The organism is Geminocystis sp. CENA526 (assembly GCF_050753365.1).
In the GTDB taxonomy this organism is placed as follows: domain Bacteria; phylum Cyanobacteriota; class Cyanobacteriia; order Cyanobacteriales; family Cyanobacteriaceae; genus Geminocystis.
This window is the reverse complement of record NZ_JBLZFY010000011.1, coordinates 16,339-38,664: the sequence shown is the minus strand read 5'-3', so window position 1 is coordinate 38,664 and position 22,326 is coordinate 16,339. Positions and strand designations below refer to the sequence as shown.

Annotated in this window: 19 protein-coding genes and 1 tRNA gene; 10 read left to right on the top strand and 10 right to left on the bottom strand. The window is 34.6% G+C overall.

Going from position 1 to position 22,326, the window contains the following annotated elements; genetic code table 11:
* Positions 1–37: 37 nt before the first annotated feature.
* Positions 38–391 (bottom strand): Spx/MgsR family RNA polymerase-binding regulatory protein, encoded by a 354-nt coding sequence (locus tag ACN4EE_RS05200; protein ID WP_431705350.1) that lies wholly within the window; start codon positions 389–391, stop codon positions 38–40.
* Between the two features lie 89 nt (positions 392–480).
* On the opposite strand from ACN4EE_RS05200, the gene ACN4EE_RS05195 reads away from it, so the two are divergent.
* From ACN4EE_RS05195 to ACN4EE_RS05185, 3 genes are all read left to right on the top strand, one after another.
* Positions 481–1,761 carry a serpin family protein gene (locus ACN4EE_RS05195; protein WP_431705349.1) on the top strand — a complete coding sequence of 427 codons (1,281 nt, stop codon included), beginning with the start codon at positions 481–483 and terminating at the stop codon, positions 1,759–1,761.
* Positions 1,762–2,032: 271 nt separating this feature from the next.
* Positions 2,033–3,298 (top strand): zinc metalloprotease, encoded by a 1,266-nt coding sequence (locus ACN4EE_RS05190; RefSeq protein ID WP_431705348.1) that lies wholly within the window; start codon positions 2,033–2,035, stop codon positions 3,296–3,298.
* Between the two features lie 421 nt (positions 3,299–3,719).
* On the top strand, positions 3,720–4,499 hold the full coding sequence (locus tag ACN4EE_RS05185) for a pentapeptide repeat-containing protein (protein WP_431705347.1): 780 nt from the start codon (positions 3,720–3,722) through the stop codon (positions 4,497–4,499).
* On the opposite strand, the gene ACN4EE_RS05180 is transcribed toward ACN4EE_RS05185, so the two are convergent.
* Positions 4,500–4,961 carry a phosphate-starvation-inducible PsiE family protein gene (locus tag ACN4EE_RS05180; RefSeq protein WP_431705346.1) on the bottom strand — a complete coding sequence of 154 codons (462 nt, stop codon included), beginning with the start codon at positions 4,959–4,961 and terminating at the stop codon, positions 4,500–4,502. It lies immediately after the preceding gene.
* Between the two features lie 100 nt (positions 4,962–5,061).
* On the opposite strand from ACN4EE_RS05180, the gene ACN4EE_RS05175 reads away from it, so the two are divergent.
* The 3 genes from ACN4EE_RS05175 (at position 5,062) to urtC (ending at position 6,975) form a co-directional block, all read left to right on the top strand.
* Positions 5,062–5,259, top strand: a complete 198-nt coding sequence (locus tag ACN4EE_RS05175) for a hypothetical protein (protein WP_431705345.1) — start codon at positions 5,062–5,064, stop codon at positions 5,257–5,259.
* 175 nt (positions 5,260–5,434) lie between these two features.
* A tRNA-Lys gene (locus ACN4EE_RS05170) sits at positions 5,435–5,506 on the top strand.
* A 332-nt stretch (positions 5,507–5,838) separates the two neighbouring features.
* Positions 5,839–6,975, top strand: a complete 1,137-nt coding sequence (gene urtC / locus ACN4EE_RS05165; RefSeq protein ID WP_431705344.1) for an urea ABC transporter permease subunit UrtC — start codon at positions 5,839–5,841, stop codon at positions 6,973–6,975.
* Positions 6,976–7,100: 125 nt separating this feature from the next.
* On the opposite strand, the gene ACN4EE_RS05160 is transcribed toward urtC, so the two are convergent.
* From ACN4EE_RS05160 to thiL, 4 genes are all read right to left on the bottom strand, one after another.
* Positions 7,101–7,472, bottom strand: coding sequence for a response regulator (locus ACN4EE_RS05160; RefSeq protein WP_431705343.1), 372 nt, complete (start codon positions 7,470–7,472; stop codon positions 7,101–7,103).
* A 363-nt stretch (positions 7,473–7,835) separates the two neighbouring features.
* A complete protein-coding gene (locus ACN4EE_RS05155) occupies positions 7,836–8,240 on the bottom strand; it encodes a putative toxin-antitoxin system toxin component, PIN family (RefSeq protein WP_431705342.1) in 405 nt (134 codons plus the stop codon).
* Positions 8,237–8,509 carry a hypothetical protein gene (locus ACN4EE_RS05150; RefSeq protein ID WP_431705341.1) on the bottom strand — a complete coding sequence of 91 codons (273 nt, stop codon included), beginning with the start codon at positions 8,507–8,509 and terminating at the stop codon, positions 8,237–8,239. The genes ACN4EE_RS05155 and ACN4EE_RS05150 overlap by 4 nt, the downstream gene beginning before the upstream one ends.
* A gap of 60 nt (positions 8,510–8,569) precedes the next feature.
* Entirely contained in the window at positions 8,570–9,583 is a 1,014-nt protein-coding gene (thiL, locus tag ACN4EE_RS05145; protein ID WP_431705340.1) for a thiamine-phosphate kinase, read from the bottom strand.
* A gap of 169 nt (positions 9,584–9,752) precedes the next feature.
* Here thiL and ACN4EE_RS05140 point away from each other — a divergent pair, with 169 nt between their 5' ends.
* Positions 9,753–10,451: a 4'-phosphopantetheinyl transferase family protein gene (locus ACN4EE_RS05140; RefSeq protein WP_431705339.1), complete on the top strand. Its 699-nt coding sequence runs from the start codon at positions 9,753–9,755 to the stop codon at positions 10,449–10,451.
* Between the two features lie 168 nt (positions 10,452–10,619).
* On the opposite strand, the gene ACN4EE_RS05135 is transcribed toward ACN4EE_RS05140, so the two are convergent.
* A complete protein-coding gene (locus ACN4EE_RS05135; protein WP_431705338.1) occupies positions 10,620–13,433 on the bottom strand; it encodes a DNA methyltransferase in 2,814 nt (937 codons plus the stop codon).
* Between the two features lie 121 nt (positions 13,434–13,554).
* Between ACN4EE_RS05135 and ACN4EE_RS05130 the strand changes: the two genes are divergently transcribed.
* Positions 13,555–13,896, top strand: a complete 342-nt coding sequence (locus ACN4EE_RS05130; protein WP_431705337.1) for a hypothetical protein — start codon at positions 13,555–13,557, stop codon at positions 13,894–13,896.
* Positions 13,897–14,044: 148 nt separating this feature from the next.
* Here the strand turns inward: ACN4EE_RS05130 and ACN4EE_RS05125 are convergent, their stop codons facing one another.
* Positions 14,045–14,470, bottom strand: coding sequence for a thiol-disulfide oxidoreductase DCC family protein (locus ACN4EE_RS05125; protein WP_431705336.1), 426 nt, complete (start codon positions 14,468–14,470; stop codon positions 14,045–14,047).
* An 82-nt stretch (positions 14,471–14,552) separates the two neighbouring features.
* Complete coding sequence (locus tag ACN4EE_RS05120; RefSeq protein ID WP_431705335.1) at positions 14,553–15,509, bottom strand: ABC transporter ATP-binding protein; 957 nt, start codon at positions 15,507–15,509, stop codon at positions 14,553–14,555.
* 237 nt (positions 15,510–15,746) lie between these two features.
* Between ACN4EE_RS05120 and topA the strand changes: the two genes are divergently transcribed.
* Positions 15,747–18,395, top strand: coding sequence for a type I DNA topoisomerase (topA, locus tag ACN4EE_RS05115; protein WP_431705334.1), 2,649 nt, complete (start codon positions 15,747–15,749; stop codon positions 18,393–18,395).
* Positions 18,396–18,845: 450 nt separating this feature from the next.
* Here the strand turns inward: topA and bioB are convergent, their stop codons facing one another.
* Complete coding sequence (gene bioB, locus ACN4EE_RS05110) at positions 18,846–19,901, bottom strand: biotin synthase BioB (protein ID WP_431705333.1); 1,056 nt, start codon at positions 19,899–19,901, stop codon at positions 18,846–18,848.
* 578 nt (positions 19,902–20,479) lie between these two features.
* On the opposite strand from bioB, the gene ACN4EE_RS05105 reads away from it, so the two are divergent.
* The gene (locus tag ACN4EE_RS05105; RefSeq protein WP_431705332.1) at positions 20,480–22,255 is read left to right on the top strand and encodes an iron uptake porin; all 1,776 of its coding nucleotides are present in this window, start codon (positions 20,480–20,482) and stop codon (positions 22,253–22,255) included.
* Positions 22,256–22,326 lie beyond the last annotated feature (71 nt).

Here is a 22,326-nt window from a genome sequence, read left to right as displayed (position 1 = left end):
TGGGATGAAAGGAAAAGGGAATAGTTAATTTGTTTCGTTACAATAACAATTCTTTTTTGACGGTTTCATTGGCACGAAAACCTACTAAAATAGCTTGATTATTTTTGACAAATAAAGGTCTTTTTAAGAGCATAGCATCCTTAGCGAAGGCTTCGACCCATTGTTCATCTGTCCATGTCTTTTTTTCTTCCCCCAATGCACGATAAGATAACCCCGAAGTGTTGCGCATGGATTTGACTCCTAATGATTGTACCCAAAGTTCGATCGAATCTTGAGTAGGGGGATTTTCTTTCGTATTAATAAACTGATAATTTACCTTGTTATCTTCTAACCATTGAATCGCTTTTTTGCAAGTGCCACAGTTAGGAATGCCATATACCAATAAAGTCATTTTTGTTTCTGTCAGATATAATATATTTAGTTTTAATTATAATCGATAAGATTCTTTTTATTATGCAATATTTACTTGGGGGATAAACTATGAAAATTAATGCAAAAAAAATTGTTATTGTTAGTGTAATTTTAGCTTCTTTAATCGGGTTAAGTTTACATTTTAAAACCACTGCCCAATCGATTAATAATCAAGAAAAAATTTTCAATAATATGGATACTCCAAAAACAATTAATAACCAATTATTAACCAGTAATCAAAAATTTGCTTTCAAGTTATTTAATCAATTACAAGGTAATAATAAAGAGGAAGAAAATATTTTCATTTCTCCCACGAGCGTTGCCATCGCTTTAAGTCTTTTGTACAATGGTGCTGATGGTGTAACTAAAACCGAAATGGCTCAAACTTTGGCAATTCAAGACATAAGTTTAAATGAGTTGAATCAAGGTTATCGAGATTTACAACAATTATTAACTAACACTAATGATATAGAACTTTCGATCGAAAATTCCCTCTGGATAAGAAAAGATTTTCCTATTAAGCAAACATTTATTGATACCAATAAACGATATTTTCAAGCCGAAGTTTCTACATTAGAATTTAAACACCCTGAGACAACAAACATTATTAATAATTGGGTAAATAATGCCACTAAGGGCAAAATATCAAAAATTATTGATTCGGTAAAACCTGATGACGTTTTATTTTTAATCAATGCCATTTATTTTAACGGTAATTGGCAAAATGAATTTAATCCTCAATTAACCCAAAAACAACCTTTTTATTTAGCAAAAGATAAAACTATCGATTATCCTTTAATGTCTCAAAGAGGAAATTTTAATTATTATGAAAACCAAAATTTTCAATTAATTAACTTACCCTATGGTAAATCTGGGGCTATGAGTATGTATATTTTGTTACCTCAAAAAGATGTAGAATTAGCCACTATTACGAAAAAATTAAACGAAGAAACTTGGCAACAATGGTTATCTAATTTGAGCAATAAAGAAGGCTTAATTGCTTTACCTAAATTTACTTTAGAATATGAAAAAACTTTAAACGAAACTTTAATAAATTTAGGTATGAAAACTGCATTTAATGATGGTAATTTTAGTAATTTAACGGATGAATCTGTTGTTGTTAGCGAGGTTAAACATAAAACTTTTGTCAATGTGGATGAAAAAGGCACAGAGGCTGCTGCCGTTACATCTATAGGTGTTAGAGCAACTTCTATGCCTATAAATTCTCCTTTTCAAATGATAGTTAATCGTCCTTTTTTATACGTTATTCAAGATAATAAAACAGGGACAATATTATTTATAGGTACTATTAATCAATTAGATAATTCGATGATTCCTAATTCTAATTAATCATCAAAAATCTTTTTTTATCCTTACGAGACAACGAAGCAATCTCATTCAAAATGTAAAATGCAATAAGGATTTAGATATTAATTCATAAATCACTGTGTAATTCATTATACAGCTAGTATATAAATTGAACTTTATCACAATTTCGATCGAAATCCTAAAAATTAACGTTATTGTGAGGATTAATTCTCAATTTTAAAAAATGTTGGGTTTCATTTTTCAACCCAACCTACAATGGATATGGTTGTTAACGTTAAAAGTATCAAAAATTATGGATAATTTAACCCTTGAACAATGTTATCAAATTCTTAATTTGACTGAACAACCTACTTTAGAAGAACTTGACCATCATTATTATAAGCTCATTGGTGAAAAATTAAAATCTGGTAATAAAGATGAGATCAATAATTTAAAATTAGCCTATAGTCAATTAAGAGAATACTGCCAAAATAAACAAGATAATCAAGTAGAAAAAGAGACAAAAAAATATCAACATTCGCTGACAAATAGTCTTAATCAAGATTTAAAAAATATCGGTATGCGAGTCAAAGTTCAATCTTTTCCTAACCATTTAGAAGTGATTATTAAAAATGTTAAAATAAGTAAAAAATTATTGACAACTAAGTTGATTTATGATAGTTTAAATCACATTCTTAAGGATACTGAACAAGATGTTATTATTTCTAGTATTGGTACTAAAAATAACTTAATTTGGCAGGAAAAAATTAAAATTTGTACGGGAATTTATGCCCATAATGCAGGAAAATATAACACAGAAATTCTCTTAAAAGAAGCGGAAATTAAAACTAATACCTACGGTTTACCCATTGCTTTTTTAATTGCTTTTGCTATCAATTTTATTGAGCCTTTAGCGTGGTTTATTAGTATGTGGGTTCATGAATTTGGTCACGCTACTGTTGCATGGTTTTCGGGTTATCGGGCTATGGTAACATTCGCTGGAACAATTATCTCGTTCGATCGATCTTTATTTGTCTATTTTGGGATATTAATTTTAATAGGATTAACCTTTTATAGTGGTTGGAAAGAACAGAAAAAAACAACGATGATTGTTTGTATAATTTTGGCAATTATGCAGTTTATTTTGACATGGAAAACCTCTTATTCTACTTATAGAATGTTATTATATTTTGGAGGTATTGGCGGAGAATTTTATTTAAGTACCTTATTGATTATTGCTTTTTACTGGCGTTTACCAGAAAAATTTTATTGGGAATTTTGGCGTATTTTTGCTTTGGTAATAGGGGCAACAACATTTTGGGGAAATTTTACGAAATGGCATCGCATTAGTAAAGGAAAAGCGGATATTCCTTGGGGTACATTTTGGGGCGGTAGAGGAGATTCTGGAGGAGATTTAAACGTTTTAAATAACGAAGTGGGCTGGAGTGCAAATCAGATTATTAATACTTACAATACTTTAGGATTTATTTGTTTTTTAGTAATTATTGGCACTTATCTATATTTTCTCTGGAAAAGTAATCCTGTTTTTCGATTACAAATTAGTCGTTATTTTTCCTAATTTATAGCGGTTTTTAAAATTATGAGGTACATTTTTAATTGCCTCTTGCCTCTTGCCTTTCAACGACAATTTTTGTACCTCACCAAAACGAGAATTGCTATATTATAAACTTTTAGAAAAAATAATTATAAATTGGTTTGTAGTCATGGCTTTAGCCGTCTTTTTGGTAATATTAAAAATTTCCAATAAATATCTTTAAACATACAGGCAAGATGCCTATTTTACCCTGAGAAAATCATAATTATTGAAGAATTTTAATAGACATTTGCAAAAATTGATCATGTAGGAGGGTGAAATATTATTCAATCCCTACCAATAAATAGAAAGTATAAAAAGAATAATTCGATCGAGGAAAATAAAAATAAATCAGTTAAGTTAAAATAAACATGACTTAGACAATAATAAGATTTCTGTAAATGTCATGAATAAATCGATTATTATTATTTCCGCTTTGTTAACCAGTTTTGCCTTACCCACTACTGTTAAAGCTGAAAATATAGAACATTTGAACCAATTATTAAGAACAAAACAATGTGAGAATTGCGATTTAAGCAACGCTGGTTTAGTCATGGCAAACTTGACAGGGGCAAATTTACGGGGTGCAAACTTAGTGGGGGCAAATTTAAGCCGTGCCAATTTGACTGGGGCGGATTTAAGGGGGGCAAACTTAACGGGGGCTTCCTTTTTCGGTGCTAATCTTTCTGGTGCAAATATTTCTGAAGCTATAGTTAATAATACTGATTTTAGAACCGCTTATGTTCAAGGTGTTATCTTAAATAATACTGATATTTCGAGCGCCCATATTCAAGGAGTTGTAGGGATTCCTGAAACCGCAGGTAGTGCTGAACAATTTTATATCTGGGGGGTAGCAGAAGACAAAAAAGGTAATTATCAAGGGGCGATGAATCATTATAATCGATCGATCGAACTGAATCCAGAATTTGCCGAACCCTATTTAAGTCGAGCGGTGATAAAATCCCGTTATGGAGACACAAATAACGCCCTAGAAGATGCTCAAAAAGCCCAAGATTTATTTAAACAACAAGAAAACCCAGAAGGTTATGTGCTATCAAATCGTTTTATCGAATCAGTAAAAGCGCGCACAGAATCGGAAAAAAATGGGGGAAGTCAAGGTAGCCCTCAATTTGTGCAAATTGTTAATTCCGTTGCCCCTTTATTACTCAAACTATTTTTGCCCTAATTAAAATTTTTTATCATTATTAACATAACGGATTATTCCATAACTAATAGCTAAACAAACAATAGCCAAACCTAACGAAATTAAATCCACTTTTTGATATTTACTCGGATCAAAAATGATAATTTTTCGAGCAACGGCAATCAAAGCAGTAGTTAAAACTAATTCTAGTTGAACAATATGTTTTCTTAGATAAACTGTTATATTTTCCAATAGTTCTAAGGCAATTAAAATATTAAGAAAAAAGCCAAAAAGTTCAATTAAAGTACGGTTAAAAAATCCGATAGGTTCTTCTTTAAATAAATCTGTTATTAAAACCAAAACTAAGTCATATAAAGCAACAAAAATAACCACAATTAAGGCTAAAGAAAGCACTTTAGAAACTAAATTTTCTGTGATATGAATTACTTTTAAAAAGTTTCTATCTTTAAAAAAATCTTCCAGCCAAGCCAAAATTTTTAACATACTTATAGATTTATGAACTTATATAACATAGTCATTGACTAAAATAAATAAACATGATAAGGTTTAGGAGATAAAATCAGCAATACTAAACCGAAATACAATGACCGTCAATTCCCATAGCTTAATTGCTCCCGTGAAAGAGGATGTTCGTGACTATGTTGCTCATTTACAATTACACATGAGCCTTCAATCTCGCAATCTCTTACCTCACTTAAATCAAGTTAAGGATAGTCGTGATAATTTACTTTATCAAACTCAGGTACAAATAGAAAAAATAACTTCTCGTGAGTTAGCTTAACTTCATCCTTGCGAAGCACGAAAAAATCTCTCAAAAAGTAAATTTTATTTCCAGACTTGGTAAGAAGTCTAATGCTTTTCGATCGAGACTTGCAAAAAAAACTAAATGTTTCTTGCATTTTTTTAAAAGGTTCGTTATACTAGGTATCGTTGCGAAAAACTAAAGCGTAACGAAAGGGTCGCTAGCTCAGCGGTAGAGCACTCGGCTTTTAACCGATTGGTCTCGAGTTCGAATCTCGGGCGACCCATTTTTAAAATAGTTTGCACTTTAAGCTAAGAGGCATTTAACTTGCATTTGTCTCTGAAATAGCCCGATTCACATAGAATTTGAAAAACCTTTAATTCGGTAGCATTAATTCCTTGATAATGTAGTTTTATTACTGTTTCTTCAACTTTTAGGCAATATGCCTGTACATTTAAGGCATGAATGCTATATTACCTATTACTTCCCTTCATCAAAAGACTTTTTAAGCAACCCCTACCTAGATAAATGTATCATTTTTTACTAAAGACAAAGCAAAATCTTCTCATAATGTGAAAGTCAAACTGTAAATACAATTTATTAGACGGTAACAAAAAAATGGTAAGTAGTACCTTATCTCAAATCAAAGAAAACAAAAAACAAAAGCTATGGATAGAAATAGGGGTTATAGTTGGGGTTATCATTCTCTTATCAGTAATTTTGCCCGTTACCTTGAGTCAATTTCGATTACAGTTATTCGGGAGAATTTTAGCCTTAGCCATTGTAGCTTTAGGTATTGATTTGATTTGGGGTTACACAGGGTTGCTAAGTTTAGGGCATGGCATTTTCTTTGCCTTGGGGGGTTATGCCTTCGCTATGCACTTAAAACTACAATTACCAGAAGGGCAATTACCAGAGTTTTTTAACCTCTACGGGGTGACAGAATTACCTTTCTTTTGGAAACCCTTTTATTCTTTTCCCTTTACGGTTATAGCTGTTTTCGTGATTCCTGCTATTGTAGCGGGATTATTAGGTTATTTAGTTTTTCGTAACCGCATCAAAGGGGTATATTTTTCCATTCTTACCCAAGCCGCATTGATTGTCTTTTTTAACTTCTTCAATGGGCAACAAAAATTAATTAATGGTACAAATGGACTGAAAACTGATACTGAAGAAATTTTTGGAGTTTTAGCCAGTTCACAAACAGCACAAAATGCTTTTTATCAATTTACCATTCTTTTCTTAGTCTTGTCTTATCTTCTTTGTCGTTGGTTAACCAGTGGTAGATTTGGACGTTTATTAATAGCGATTCGAGATGATGAAAATAGAGTTAGATTTTCAGGTTATGATCCCACATGGTTTAAAGTGGTAGTCTTTGCTATATCGGGTGCTATTGCTGGAGTGGCGGGGGCATTATATACCATGCAGACGGCGATTATTACTCCTAGTATAATGGAAGTGGCATTTTCGATCGAGATGGTGATATGGGTAGCGGTAGGAGGTAGAGGCACACTTATCGGTGCGATTATTGGTACAATCCTAGTCAGATTAGGGCAGAGTTTTCTGAGTGAGAAATTCCCCGATATATGGTTATTCTTTCAAGGGGCGTTATTCTTAATCGTGGTGACAATTTTACCAAATGGTATTGTTGGATGGTGGCAAAATTGGGCATGGCTAAAACTAAAATCTCTCTTAGGTTTACAACCAGCCTTAGTCACTTATCCAGCCATAGAGGAAACAGAAGAAAAAATATAAACGAAACTGGTAAATTTGAGATTGTAGGTTGGGTTGAGGTAACGAAACCCAACTATCATTACTTCTTGAAATTCTCAGAAAAAAGGAAACGAAACCGTTACACAAATCCACAAACAAAAAAGTTATTAAACATTATGCTTAAGTAAATATTTGATAGTTTTGAGTAACTCCATAGTTTTAAAAGGTTTGATAATATAAGCATCAGCGCCTTGTTTTGTCGCCCAATGAATATCAAAATCTTCTCCTTTTGTCGAGCAAATAATTACAGGAACTTTTTCTGTAGCAGGGTTTGTTTTTATCCAACGACACAATTCATAACCATTCATTTCTGGCATTACCACATCGGTAATAACGAGGTTGAATTGCTCTTTTTCCATAATTTTTGTCGCTTCTACCCCATTGACAGCTTCGGTTACTTGAATATTAAACTGCTTTAGTGCTTCGCAGATCACTTCTCTGGGAGTATGATTATCATCAACAACTAAAATTTTAATCATGATTTGATTAACACTTGAAAGATTATAGGGAGTAGATGGACTTAAATAATTATAGATGTAAATTTAGTTATGGATCATATTTGTCTAGCTTTTAATAGCTACACATTTTATGTTGACACTTTATACGTTAATGCTACGGCATAAACTTTACAGTAGGTTATCCCAACTTATTAGATTATAGCCTATTTATTGACACAAATTCATCAAATATCTTCTAGGCGTTGCTGAAAAGTTTTTTAATGAGGATAGTGAATAGTGAATAGTGAGTAGATGTATTCTTACACCATAAAAGTAACGTTTTTTTGAAATGTAGCGTCTATAATCTTTTGAATTAATCAACCGACAACGAGAAATTCTGAATTTTTAATCGTTGATAATTTCTAAAAACTGAGACACACTAAAGACTTTAGTGACACCTAAGTCTGGTATATCCTCAAAATCTTTATCACCTGTGATTAAATAATCAGCACCAGAAGATATGGCACAAGCTAAAAATTTAGCGTCTTTTCTATCTCTAGGAAAGTCGATCGTTAGATTGACATATATAAGAATAACAGATAAATCAATTAGTTTTAACCATTCTTGCTTAGTAATTTGGGATAATTTCAACTTAGGACGATTTAAAACCTCTTTGTACTCCTTGATAATTTCTGATGATGCTATCCATTCAAAGCTCGAAGAAGCAATAACATGGGCAATAGCCATCTTTGGTTTACCTCCCCTAAAAGCAGCAGAAATCAAGATATTGGTATCAAAAATAATTTTCATTCGCCTCTCCGATAAGCGTCTATTTCCCTTTGGATTTCTTCTTCTGTTATCGGATTGTCAGTAAACAGTGCTTGAGTTTCTGCACATAGTTGTTTGAATTTTTCTGCTAAAGCCATTCTTTCCTCATCAGTTTGTGGACGTTGAATTTCTTGGGCTTCTTTAAACTGATTTTGTAATCCTTCCACAAAAGATATAACCGAATTAAGTTGGGCTTCAGAAAGATTATTGAGCTTTTCTATCAAACGATTTTTAAGGGTTATTGTGTTCATTTTGCTTCCTCTATTAGTTCATTCGCTTTTATCTTTAGTATATTTCAATAATAGTAAAAATCAAAGATCGACAAAAGAGGGATAATGGGAAAAATGTTGATAGGCTTTTTTTTGATTTAATAAACGTTTTGCATAAACTTTTTGCTCGTCTATCAATTCTATCTTATCAGAAGGGGTTATTTCGCCGATAATATGACATTCTTGGGGGAATTTCTCTTGTAAACTGTAAGCAATAGCTGAATTGACACATAACACTAATTCAAAATCTTCTCCGCCGTATAATGCCCAATGCAAGGCGGTGTCAAAGTCTGTCATGGCTAATATAGCATCATCTAGGGGAATTTTTCTCAGGTTGACGATCGAACCTACTTTACTTTGTTCACATATTTGTATAATAGCATCCCCTAAACCATCACTGCTATCCATACCCGTAATTTTACCTTGACATCCTAACCCAGAAAGGGCTTTGATTACATCTAAACGGGGCTTAGGGTACTGGTGAGCAAAAATGACCTTTTCTCTTATTTCTGGGTTTATATGACGATATTTGTCAGGATAGAGCAAGATTTCTAGCCCTGCCCTTGATAATCCATGATTACCAGTAATGACAATTAAATCGCCGACTTGGGCGGTATGACGATATATAGCTTGATTTTCTGAGACTTCTCCTAATGCGGTGATGGCAATGGTATTGACTTTGGAGCTGGTAATGTCACCGCCAATAATGGTACAGTTAAAAAGGGATAAACAGTCGTACATACCTTGATAAAGACTTTCTACCCAACTCACTGGGGTATCTTTTCTCAGGGATAACCCGACGGTAATGCTTTTCGGGATGCCTCCCATAGCTACGACATCGGAAAGATTTGCGGTGACGGCACGATAACCAATAGCATGGGGGGGAGTGGTTTTGTCGCTAAAGTGGACATCTTCCACTAAAATATCCGTGGTGACGACTAATTTTTTATCTTTGTCAATAGAAAAAATTGCACCATCATCACCATTTTTGGTTCGATCGCAATATTGATTTATAATTTTTAATAGTTGATGTTCTCCTATATCTTTTACTTGCATATTAAAGAAAATTTTTACTCCTATAGAAATTAGAAATTAAATAAAAAATAAGAGACAATAACTTCTATCTTGTCATTGCGAGGCGCGTAGCGTTGCGAGGTACGAAGCAATCTGAAGCAATCTCTTACACTAAACTTTCTTATTTTAATGCTCATAGCACAATAATTAAATGACAGAAATTCGATCGAACCATCTTATTATAAATGAAAATAACGTTGATATATGGTTAATTAATATCGAAGATTGTGATTTGAAAGAATATGAAAATTATTTAGCTATTTTATCAGAAGATGAACGGAAAAAGTATCATAATTTTAAGCTCACATCACAGCGCGATCGATTTTTAATTAATAGAGCAAATTTAAGACTTATTTTAGCCAAATATTTACACATAAATCCTCAAGAAGTAACTTTTAATTATAGTAATAAAGGTAAACCATCTCTTGATTTTTTAATTCATAACCAAGAAATCTATTTTAATCTTTCCCATAAAAATAATTATACAGTTTATGGCATTGCTAAACATAATTTAGGTATTGATTTAGAAAAAATTGACGATCAAGTTAAGATAGAAAATATTGCTAAACGTTTTTTTTGTTCTCAAGAATATCAACATTTAATTCAATTAAATAAAGAAGATAGTTATAGATATTTTTTTACATTATGGACTATTAAAGAAGCCTATTTAAAATCGATCGGGGAAGGTTTATCGGGAGGTTTAGATAGTATTTATATCCAAGAAATAGGAGAAAATATTAATTATCAAATCCTCCATAATCAAGGAGAAAAACAAAACAAATGGTTTTTTAAAACATGGTATATTTTAGATAACTATGTGCTGAGTATGGCAGTTTCAAAGTACCATTAAAATTGTCTTTTGATTAGTCGCTTTAGCAGACTTTAGCTATTGGTTTCCTTGTCAATTTATTGCAAGGCGGTTTATAGATGAAAACCCTTATCTCACAATGAAATAAATTTCATTGCTAACAGCATAACTCTACTAAAGTGAGTTGTGTAAGATTTGCTAAAAAAGTATTTAGTTTTCTCTTTCATAAATAGCTAAATTTAAGGTTAATAATTGCTCTAAAATATCTCCATTTTCATCGAAATTATAGGCTTTCATTACTAACTTATCTAACTGTTGATGAAGCTGATATAATTTACTACTAGGCTCATGAAAAAAGGCATTATATAACTGAGTAATCCCCCATTGTTTTTTATTCATTTGTTCTGTTCTATAATCGTGTAATTCGAGCATTTTATCTCTTATTTGTTGCATAATTTTTTCAGCCTCTAATGCTTCAGGTAACAAGGGGCTTAAGCCCCTTGCCTGATCAAAGCCCCTTGCCTTGTCACCTATTACTCCTACAGAAAAAGGGGCATTTTTTAACTGCGGAAACGGGAATGTTTCAAAACAAGTGGTATTAGTATATCTTAAAGTTTCCCCTAAAGTTGAACTTTTAGCCTTAACCCAAATACGATGAATTTTTGAGTTTAAAATTCCCAAAATATAAAAATCATCGGAAGCAATTACCATGTTAGCTTCACAGGGTAAAATTGATATATCAACAGGTGTAAAAATTACATATTTAACCACTTTAGGAATAGCAAAATAATACTTTAATCCTTTTAATTCTTTTCTCATTGCTGGGCTATATCTACGAAGTTTCCACCAATAATTTCTGGCAAGAGAACTTCTATTATTATCTCTTTCAGGCTTAACTTTTTCCTTAACTCTTGCAAAAGGTAAATAATAATCAGAGGCATTTTCTAAACTCATATCATTAAAATCGATTACCCAATCTAATTTTTCAAAAGGATAAATTAAACCTCTCCCGTCAATCATCGGTTTTAAAACTTCTTGATTTTTACTATCTTTTTTTATCCACTCTTTTGCTTCTTCTTCTGAGATAATAAAACCTTTTCCGCCTAAAGCACAAGCCTCAAATGATTTATTTTTATTCACTTTTAACTTTTTTGCTGAAGTAACAGAAATTTCTGTTTTTAAAGAAGACGAAATACGCTCAACTATTTCATTATCTAAAAATAATTGACTAGGTTTTTCTTTACTCCAATTAACAATACTAACATGAACATTTGCTTCTCCAGTCCATACTTGAGTTGAGATTGCTTCATTAATAAAACCATCATTTTCCACAATATAATCTAAACTAGCATTACGGCTTACATTTTGCGAAATAGAGTTACTTCCTACTAAACCAGCCCTTGCATTTTTCGTTAAATTATCATGGGTTTTCCTAAACCAATAAATACAAAAATCAGGTTGTCCTTTTACTTCTTTAAATTGATTATAAAGTTTTTCTACATAATTATCTCCTAATTCTTGTCTTAATTTTTTACCGCCTAAAAAGGGAGGATTTCCGATAATTGCATCCGCTTTTATCCAATCAGTAAATAAGGCATCTGTACAAATTATGTTATTATCTAAACTGTCTAAAGGTAAAGCAGGTTCGGTTAAATTAAACTTATCAATAGCAACTTTTCTGGCTATCATTAAAGTAACTTTTGCTAACTCCACAGCGAAGGGATTTATATCCATACCATAAAACTGATTAGGAGTAACAAAACTGATATTAATTTGTTGATTTTTACCCTTATTTTTACTCTTAATTTTGTCTAATAATAATTGCTCAATTCTCTTTAATTCTTGATAGGCAACGTAGAGAAAATTTCCACTACCACAAGCAGGGTCTAATACTTTATAATTCTGTAATTGGAGTTGTAAATTAGTCAATTCTTTAACGGTATTTGCACTGTCTATTAAATCTTCCCAATACTTACTAATGGTGGGGCGCACTATTTTCATAATATCCGCTTCAGAAGTATAGTGCATTCCGTAACTATGTCTCTCTTTGGCGTTAACTGTACCTTCAAAAATGTTACCAAAAATAGCAGGGCGAATTTTACTCCAGTCTTGCTTGGCAACAATTTCTAATATCTCTAACTCTGGCTTGGTGAGTTCGATCGAATCCACTATACTGAATAAACCACCGTTAAAGTATTCCACACCTTGATATTTTCCTGTAGGAGTGACTCCTTGATTATTCATTTCACGGAATAAACCGCCTAAGACATCGTAACTGTTAGCGCCTTCGAGGCATTCTTCTACACATCGTAGAAATAAATCATTAGGCAATAATCCCCTATCTTCCGCAAACATTGCCAAGACGCATTGCAGGATAAAGCGTTGGATTTTTAGAGTTTGATTTGCCTGTTTATCCCCAATTTTGGAGACTTTTTCATCTGTAACTCCCCCAGAGTTGGGGGTAGGGGGGCGTAAATTGAGGCGATGTTGGAGGATTTGGAATAATTCCCCTAGTCGTCTTCCCGCCTTTTCGGTAACGTCAACTTGATTGTTATTAAAGATGGGTTTACTTTCTACCCTTGCCATGAAGTTGAAGGCGGAGTAGCGTTTCCCTAAGTCTTCTAACTTAACTATATCTACAGGTTCATCTAACTGTAAGTCAAAATCAAAAATCCAAAATTCATCAAAGTTGCATAATATCACATAACGAGGTCGATTCGGTACTAATCTTGACCAATATTCAAAGGCTTGGGGGTAATGTTTTGATAAGTCTTCCCCTCGTTTTTTCATCTCAATTAATAGCTTGGGTTTCCAGACTAAATCCGCAAAGCCTGTATTTTTCTTTTTGCTACCCTTTTTAATGGCTTCTTCGTATTTTGCCCCTGCTTCCAATGCACCATCATAACCGAAAGCCTTAAAAAATCGATCGAGAAATATTTGCGCTTCTTTCCTTTCTTGTCCTATAATGTGTTGTTGATAAAAGACAATAAATTTTTCGAGGTTATCTTGATGGTTGTTTATCATGGTAAAGGATCGATCGAAGTAAACTATATTGTATTATAGCTCACAAGGAATTAGGTGTAAGAAGCAACAAAAAAATTAAGGATAATCCACCATCATTTTTTTACTAAAGAAAAATAACATTATGAATAACAAAATTAACACTTTTTTATTAACAATAATAACTCTATTATGGGGTTGTTCTTCTACTCCTATATTAAGTCAAGAAAACAATAATTTAACCACTGGAATTGTCAAAGAATTAGTTAATGGTGATTTAATGTGTTATGTCACTTTAATTGATGATAATGGCAACGAAAATATTATAGGTGCTAGTTTTGAAATTTGTGAAGAATCTCAAGAATTGTTAGATAAAAAAGTTTATTTAACCTATGAATTAGCTAATATTAATGATTGTCAAAGTAGCGAACCCTGTGGTAAAACTAGACAAGAATTGATTATTGTGCAAATGGAATCGATCGAATAAATTAGATATAGAATCAAAGTATATTGATTTAAAATACTTTTTTATTGTCATTGCGAGGTACGAAGCAATCTCAAGTAATTAAAAATTTAAAATTCTCTTGATTTTGTCATCGAAATACTATGAAAATTATGACTAAATTATTATAATTTTATTGGACAGTACAATTAGGATTATTTTCACAGTTAAAACTATAATCTGAATAATAGGTTTTTTCTCTACTACCAAACCACTGATAACGGTTATCTCTAATTTGTAAATAACTGTTATCTCCTAACCATTTTAACCCCGGAATTGCCCGATAAGCATTGATAAATAATTCACCATTGGGTAACAATTCTAGGATTTTTTCGGCGGCTAAACTGCCTTGCCAACGTTGATTAAGATTTTTACTATCTATCAATATCATTCCTAATTCGCAATCTTTAAAAGTAATGTTTAATTGTTCTAAAACTTCTGTATTTTGCATAGGAATATAATTGAATAATTTACCTCGATCGAACTTTTCTAATAGTTGAGTAAAAGTCACGCATAAATTACAGTTTCCATCGTAAATTATATGATATTTATTATTCATAATCTTAAATAGGTATCTTCAAAAAAAATTTTTAATTGCTTCGTAGGGGTTGAAAATATTCAAGCCTTTAACCCGTTTTTTGTTAATTATCCTCAATAGTAGCGTCATTAGTGGTAAGTTGTAAAAAGACATCTTCGAGGGAAGGATGACTTCTTTTCATTTCATAAATTCCCAATCCTTCATAAACAATTAATGAGGCAATATCTTTCCCTGAATCATAATTATTATCAAGATTAATATTGATTAAAAAACGATTTTCTATCTCAGTTATAGGGTTTATTTTGACACTTTTAACCCCAGAAATTTCTTGCAATTTATCTAATAAATTATCGCTGTTTCCTTCCACTTCTATCTCATAACCTGCGTTACCCTGCATCTGCTGTAACAATTCTTCAGGTTTCCCTGTTGCCACAACCGTACCTTTGTTAATAATTGTTACAAAATCACAAGTCATGCTCACTTCGGGCAAAATATGAGTAGAGAGAATAACAGTTCTTTCTCCTGCTAAACTTTTAATCAAGTTTCTGACTTCGATAATTTGACGAGGATCTAAACCTACGGTAGGCTCATCTAATATGATAACAGGAGGCTCATGGACAATAGCTTGGGCGATACCAACTCTTTGACGATAACCCTTCGATAACTTCCTGATAATGGTATTCGATCGATCTTCTAGTTGACAACATTGTAACGCCTTTTTGATCTTTTCGGTTCGATCGCCACTAGGAATCCCCTTAATTTTTGTCACGAAACCAAGATAATCCGTCACCGTCATATCCGTATAAAGGGGAGGAGTTTCGGGTAGATAACCAATTCTTTCCCTTACCGCCATAGGGTTATCATGGACTTCAAAACCAGCAATTTTCGCCTTTCCCGATGAGGCTGGAATATAACCACTCAGGATACGCATAGTTGTAGTTTTTCCTGCTCCATTTGGTCCTAAAAAACCTAAAATAGTACCCTTTTCCACAGAAAAAGAGACATCTTTTATCGCTTGAGTTGCACCGTAAATTTTACTTAAATTTTCAACTTCGATCATAATGGAGAATTAAGAATTAAGAATTAAGAATTAAGAATTAAGAATTAAGAATTAAGAATTAGGAATTGAAGATGTTAATTAATAACACGCCGTGTAATAAATTACACGTCTAATAGCTACCGTCTGCTAAAGCGACTCATTCCCCATTACTCATTACTCATTACTCATTGCTCAGTTATGTGCTAAATAGTTAAATTATAGGTATAGTAGCAAAAGAGAGAACCGAAATAATAATCTATGTCCACATTAGTCATTGTTGAATCGCCCACCAAAGCCAAAACCATACGCAACTACCTTCCTAAAGATTATCAGGTAGAGGCATCTATGGGGCATATTCGAGATTTGCCCTCCTCTGCGGAGGAAATTCCCCCTGAATATAAACAATATGAATGGGCAAGATTAGGGGTAAATGTTGATAATAATTTTGAGCCTATCTATGTCATCCCTAAAGGTAAGAATAAAACCGTACAGCAATTAAAACAAGCCTTAAAATCTGCCGATGAGTTAATTCTGGCAACGGATGAAGACAGGGAAGGAGAAAGCATTAGTTGGCATTTATTACAGCTACTTAAGCCTAAAGTGCCTATCAAGCGTATGGTTTTCCATGAAATTACTAAAGATGCCATTCAACAAGCCTTAAAGAATTGTCGTGATATTGATGAAAATTTGGTACACGCCCAAGAAACACGGCGTATTCTCGATCGATTAGTGGGCTATACCCTATCTCCTTTGCTGTGGAAAAAAATTGCGGCAGGGTTATCGGCAGGGAGAGTACAATCTGTCGCAGTGCGTCTATTAGTACAGAAAGAACGAGAAAGAAGGGCTTTTAAAGAAGCTCAATACTGGGATTTAAAGGCGTTGTTAAATTATGCCAAAACAGACTTTGAAGCAAAATTAACGACCTTAAAAGGGCAAAAAGTGGCAAATGGTAGCGATTTTGACCCTAAGACTGGAAAACTAGCTAAGAATAAAAAAGTAGTTGTACTAAATGAACAGGAAGCGACAGAATTAAAAGCCCGTTTAACAGGAAAGACTTGGGAAGTAACGGAGACAGATGAAAAAGCTACCAAACGCTCCCCTTCTCCACCTTTCACTACTTCCACTTTGCAACAGGAAGCGAACCGTAAATTGGGCTTAGGGGCAAAGGATACCATGCGTATTGCTCAAAGTCTCTATGAAAATGGTTATATTACCTACATGAGAACAGACTCAGTACATTTGTCTGATCAAGCCATTACCGCCGCGCGTAGTTGTGTAGAATCGATGTATGGCAAAGAGTATTTAAGCCCCAAACCAAGACAGTACAAAACTAAGGCAAAAGGCGCACAGGAAGCCCACGAAGCCATCCGTCCTGCTGGTAGTACTTTTCGCATTCCCAAAGAAACAGGATTGAGAGACAAAGAGTTAGGGTTGTATGATTTAATCTGGAAACGCACCGTTGCCAGTCAAATGGCGGATGCTCAATTAACCCAAATTTCCGTAAATATGGCGGTGGAAGATGCGATATTTCGATCGACAGGCAAAAGAATCGATTTTGCAGGATTTTTCAGGGCTTATGTAGAAGGTTCGGACGATCCTGAAGGTGCATTAGAGAATCAAGAGGTTATCTTACCAGATTTGAAGGAGGGAGACAAGCCCGATTGTAAAAAATTAGAGGTGATTCACCACGAAACCCAACCTCCAGCTCGATATACAGAAGCATCCTTAGTGAAAACATTGGAAAGTGAAGGGGTAGGTCGTCCTAGTACCTATGCTAGTATAATCGGTACGATCGTCGATCGAGGTTATGCACAGTTACGCAATAAGGCACTGATTCCTACCTTTACCGCCTTTGCTGTTACCTCCTTGTTAGAGAAAAACTTTGAGGAATTAGTGGATACTAAATTCACCTCAAAAATGGAGCAAAGCCTTGATGATATTGCATCGGGTAACGAAAAATGGTTGCCTTACCTTGACAAATTCTATCGAGGAGAGAAGGGATTGCAAAATCAGGTGAAAGTCAGAGAAACTGATATTGATCCCCAAACTGCAAAAGCCATAGAATTAGAGAATTTAGACGTAACTGTCAAAATAGGTAAGTTTGGAGCTTATATTGAGGCAAATTACGGGGAAGAAGTCGTAAAATCCTCTATTCCTGCCGATCTTACTCCTTCTGATCTCGACTCGAAACAAATAGAAGTACTCTTGAAGCAAAAAGTCGAAGGACCTCCCATTTTAGGTAATGATCCTGAAACTCAAGAGCCTATATACTTATTAATCGGCACTTATGGTCCTTATGTACAATTAGGCGACAAGCCCCAAGGCAAAGCCAAGAAACCGAAAACGGCATCTTTTCCTAAAGGAGTGCAACCCGAAGACATCACCTTAGACATGGCATTGGGATATTTAACCCTTCCTCGTACTCTTGGAGAGCATCCCGACACAGGAAAACCCATTAAAGCTAGTTTAGGACGTTTTGGTGCGTATGTCGTCCATGATCAAGGTACAGAGGGAAAAGATTATCGCTCTTTGAAGAAAGAAGACGATGTGTTGACTATAAGTCTCGATCGAGCTTTGGAATTACTTGCACAACCAAAAGCAACACGGGGAAGACGAGGGGCGACAAAACCACCCTTAAAAGAGTTAGGGTTGCATCCCGAAGACAAAGAAGCCATTAACATTTATGAAGGTCCTTATGGAGTATATTTTAAACATGGTAAAACCAATGTCAAATTACCTGACGGGGAAACCGTAGAAAGTATGAATTTAGATAAGGCGTTATTGCTTTTAAAAGATAAAACTCCAGCTAAAAAAACAGCGACTAAAAAAGCAACTACTGCTAAAAAAACCACAACGAAAAAGACAACTACCGCCAAAAAAACAGCCACCAAAAAAAGTAATCAGTAATTAGAGTCTGCTGAAAAAGTATTTTGGTGAAGGAAGGCAACAGGCAATAGTTTTAACGTTATTATCTCTCAATGTAACGTTTATAACTTTATATTTTATGCCTAGTTTTTAAGTAAAAATTGCCAAAAATGCACACTTTTTTGTAAACGTAGGGGTTGAACAGTGTTCAACCCATCTAAACCGTTGATTCTAATAGCTTTCCTATCTTCAAGCAAACCCTAATTATAAGAGATGTCTATTACCTATTAGAGATTATTCCCCTTCATCAAAATACTTTCTTCGCAACCACTTCAGTTCGATATAAAAATTAGATTAAATCGATCGCTCTTCAGCAGCGCTGCGCGATCGAATCATAAGAAGATTTGAAAGCATTTTCTTCCCCCTCTTCCCCCTCTTCCCCCTCTTCCCCCTCTTATCTTCATCATCTTATATCGAACTCAGGTGCAACCCCTAATTAACAGGAGTTTCTCCTCCTTGTAATCCTAATTCTGCTAACATAGCATGATCTTCTTCGGGAGATTGCCCTAAAGTGGTAAGATAATTACCGATTAACATAGCGTTGATGCCAGATTTTAAGCCCTGACGTTGCCAATCTCCTAATACCGCTTCTCTACCTCCAGCATAACGTAATATTTGCGTAGGTAAAATAAAACGAAAAATAGCGATGGTTTTTACGGCTTCTAAGGGAGTAAGTTTTGTTTCATGCCCTAAAGGTGTACCTTCTCTGGGGTTGAGTAAGTTAATAGGGACAGACTCTACTTCTAATTCTCTCAGAGAGAGGGCTAAATCGACTCTATCAGCCCACGTTTCTCCCATGCCCATGATCCCCCCCGTACAGGCTTGAATCCCTGCTTTCTTGAGGTTTTTAACTGTTTCTACTCGATCGAGCCATGTGTGGGTAGTGACGATTTTATCATAAAAATTCGCAGAGGATTCCAAGTTATGATTATAACGGGTAACACCAGCTTCCTTGAGGGCTTGAGCTTGTTCGAGGGTAACTTCTCCTAAAGCGCAACAGGGTTTAACGTTTGTTTCGGCGATAATTTGTTTAACAGTGGCTAAAATTTCTTCAAATTCGTTATTTTTAGGGCTATTATATTTTAATCCTCGTCCTTGGGATACTAAACAAAATCTTTTCGCCCCTGCTTCATCGGCGGCTTTGGCATATTCCAATATTTCTTCCCTGGATTTTAAGCCGTAAACAGGAGAGTCTTTGCCTTGATGATGTACTGATTGAGAACAAAAACTACAGTTTTCTGAACAGTTACCAGATTTAATATTAACGATACTGCATAAGTCCACAATATTTCCGCAACGGGCTTGACGGATTCGATCGGCATATTCACATAATAATAAGATATTCTCTTCTCCTTCTATTTCTGTGAGTTTTAAGGCTTCCTCTCGATCGATCTTGTCTCCTTTAATAATTCGATCGCTTAATGCTTCTAACCATTGATTAAGTGTCGTTATTGATATTGTTTTTGGTTTACTAATCGTATTTACCACCGATAAATTCCCCTTGTGTTTGAGTGACTATGTAATTATATCATCGCAGATACGATCGATTTTACTGTGGTCATTTTCAAATTTATAAGTTAGATATTTTCAGTAAATTAATTAAAAGCCGTTCAGGAAGAACAGGAGGTGATGCCCATGATAGATAGTAGTAGTAAGATTGTGGGTTTTCTGGTGATTCAAACTCGGCTGTGTGCTGGGGCTGTTTAATCAGAAAAAGATTACAGACTGGGTGAAAAACAGTTTCAAACTTTGACTCATTATTCCTTCCAGCAGTCAGAGTTTTGGAAAACTTAAAAACCCACATTTTTCTATAACTTGGCATCCTTTTTTCCCTTCTGCGGAAGAAGGGTGTCCTTACTGGTATATTTATCAATGACAATCCTTAAATTGCCATAGCATACGGCATAAGGTAATAGTTAACTAAAAGTTAAGATACCTTAACAAAGTTTTAAGATTTATTAGTGATCAATTTATATTTTCGTGTTAATATAACAATATGAAACTGTTAAATCTTTGTTTTTCGATTAAAACTAATAGCAGTAATAATGTGTGAGGAAACTAAAACTATGAAAAAGAATTTCTGGAAATCCGTTAAAGTAACCCCCGTATTAGTGGGTGCTAGTTTATTAGCCACTGGACAAGTTCAAGCGAACGAAATCTCTCAGGTTAATACTGAAGTAAATGCTCAAATTATCAATCAATTAGATAGCTACAGCGCTGAAGGTGGTGTATCTTCTCAAGATCAAGTTACCAGTGTTTCTCAACTCAGAGACGTATCTCCTACCGATTGGGCTTTTGAAGCTCTCCGTAGCTTAGTAGAAAACTATGGTTGTATCGTTGGTTATCCCGATCGAACCTTCCGTGGAAACCGTGCCTTAAGTCGTTACGAGTTCGCCGCAGGTTTAAACGCTTGTATGCAACAAATGGAGCGTTTAATTGCCTCTAGTCAAGGTGTAATGAGAGAAGACATCGAAAAACTAAAACGCTTAATGGCTGAGTTTGAGTCTGAATTAGCGGCATTAGGTGCAAGAGTTGACAACTTAGAAGGTAGAGTTGCATTCTTAGAAGATCATCAGTTCTCCACCACTACCAAGTTAAAAGGGGAAGTTATCATGGCTTTAACCCAAAACTTTGAAGATGGAAACCAAGCAATCCTTGCTAACCGTGTTCGTTTAGCCTTAGAAACCAGTTTCACTGGAGAAGACACCTTAATCACTCGTTTATCCGCAGGTAATGCTGGTGCATTCAATGTTTCTGGTCGCAACACATTTCGTACTCCTGGCTTACCCGTTCAAAACAGAAATGTTTCGGGACCTAGTGCTGTGTTAAATCAAACCTTTAACCTTTATCCCGGTGCTGATAATAATGTTGAAGTTGACTGGTTGGCTTACTATGCCCCTATTAAATTAGGTGAAAATGCTGAAATTAAAACCTATGTAGCGGCTTGGGGTGGTATTCACAGTGACTACGCTCCTACCCTCAACCCCTTCTTTGAAGACTACGATGGTGGTAATGGTGCGTTAAGTCCCTTCGCTTCTGAAAGTCCTATCTATCGTGTTGGTGGTGGTTCTGGGGTTGCTTTCAGCTACCGTTTAGGTTTCTTAGAAGGTTTACTTGGACCTAGTACTGCAACGGTAAGTTACTTAGCTGGTGGTTCTCCTAACTCTCCTGAAAGAGGTGCTGGTATGTTCAACGGTGACTACTCTATGTTAGGTCAACTTAATTTCAACATGAGCGATACCTTTGCATTAGGCTTCACTTACGTTCATGGTTTCCACAAAGAAGATAGTCCTATCTTCGGAGGCGGTGCTGGTAGCGGTTTTGGTATCGTTGGTACTCAATTAGCTAACCAAAGCAATAGCCAATTAAATAGCATTTTAGAACGCCGTTTCGGAGCTGGAACTACCGTTGACCAAGGTGATAAAGCAAGTAGTTCTTATGGAACTCAAGTAGCATGGCGTTTGAGTGATGCTGTTAGCTTAAGTGCTTTCTTCAATTATACCAACGTAACCAGATTAGGACGTGGTAACGATGATGTTTGGAGTTATGGTGGTGGTGTTGCTTTCCCAGACTTATTCAAAGAAGGTAGCGTTTTAGGTATCTTTGCCGGTGTTCAACCTTACAATGGAAGCGCTCGCTACTTTGTAACTGATCCTAGTGGTAATTCTCGTCGAGTTCGTATCACTTCTGACAATATCCCCATCCATGTGGAAGCCTTCTACAAGTATCAGTTAACTGACAATATTTCTGTTACTCCTGGTGTTATTTGGGTAAGTAATACTAACCAAGGTAGCAACCAAGATGGAATTATCGGTACTTTAAGAACTACCTTTACTTTCTAATCTAAATTAATTAGTTTCATCTAATGCTTGAACCTCTACTTGTTAATTCAGGTAGGGGTTTTTTAATGAGT